A 1,265-nucleotide genomic window follows, 5' to 3' on the forward strand; every position below is an offset into this window, starting at 1 on the left:
CACCAGCAGCGGAACGATCCGATCGGTCTCGGCGACGGCGGGACGGCCGGAGTTGGCATAGGGAATGCCCAGCGCATCCCAGGTCTCGACCAGCGCGTCCTGCAACTCGGCGATCAGCGCGTCCGAATGGAAGGGTGTGGGCGTGATGCGCAGCCGCTCGGTGCCGCGCGGCACCGTCGGATAGTTGATCGGCTGGATGTAGATGCCGTGCACGCCAAGCAGCCGGTCGCTCGCCATCTTGCAAAGCTCGGGGTCGCCGACCAGCACCGGCACGATATGGGTGGCCGATTCCATCACCGGCAGCCCGGCCGCGGCAAGCACCTGCTTGGTGCGCGCCGCCTGGCGCTGCTGCGCGTCGCGCTCGGCCTGCGAGCGCTTCAGATGCCGGATGGAGGCGGTGGTGGCGGCCGCGATCGCCGGCGGCAACGCGGTGGTGAAGATGAAGCCCGGCGCATAGGAACGCACCGCGTCGATCACCGCGCTTGTGCCGGTGATGTAGCCGCCCAGCGTGCCGAAGGCCTTGGCAAGGGTGCCCTGGATGATGTCGATGCGGTCGGCCAGGCCTTCGCGCTCGGTGATGCCGCCGCCGCGCGGCCCGTACATGCCCACCGCATGGACCTCGTCGATATAGGTCATGGCGTTGTAGCGTTCGGCGAGCTCGACGATCTGCCTGATCGGCGCGATGTCGCCGTCCATCGAATAGACGCTTTCGAACACGATCAGCTTGGCGCGTTCGCGGCCCGCCGCCTGCAAGAGGCTTTCCAGATGCGCGACGTCGTTGTGGCGGAAGATCTTCTTTTCGGCGCCCGAGCGGCGCACGCCCTCGATCATCGAGGCATGGTTGAGCTCGTCCGAGATGATGAGGCAGTTGGGCAAAAGCCTGGCGATGGTCGAGATCGAGGCCTCGTTGGAGACGAAGCCGGAGGTGAAGACGAGTGCTGCTTCCTTGTCATGCAGGTCGGCGAGCTCATGCTCCAGCTCGACCAGCGGGTTGGAGGTGCCGGAGATGTTGCGGGTGCCGCCGGCGCCCGAGCCCATCTTGCCGGCCGCGGTCTGGAAGGCGGCGATCACACCTTCGTTCTGGCCCATGCCGAGATAGTCGTTGGAGCACCATACGGTGATTTCCTGGGCGCGGCCGTTGGAACGCCAGATGGCGCGCGGGAACTTGCCCACCATGCGCTCGAGATCGGCGAAGACGCGGTAGCGACGCTCGGCATGGAGCTGGTCGATCGCATCTTCGAAGAACCGCTGGTAATTCATGTCGA

General features: G+C 66.2%; 1 protein-coding gene. It reads right to left on the reverse strand.

Annotated features, from left to right (window positions below):
* On the reverse strand, positions 1 to 1,260 hold a 1,260-nt coding region (gene hemA, locus RFM41_RS34040), incomplete at its 3' end, for a 5-aminolevulinate synthase (RefSeq protein ID WP_320253518.1).
* Positions 1,261 to 1,265: the final 5 nt, after the last annotated feature.

Origin of the sequence: Mesorhizobium vachelliae, from assembly GCF_033977325.1 — a bacterium.
GTDB classification, from domain to species: Bacteria; Pseudomonadota; Alphaproteobacteria; order Rhizobiales; family Rhizobiaceae; genus Mesorhizobium; species Mesorhizobium vachelliae.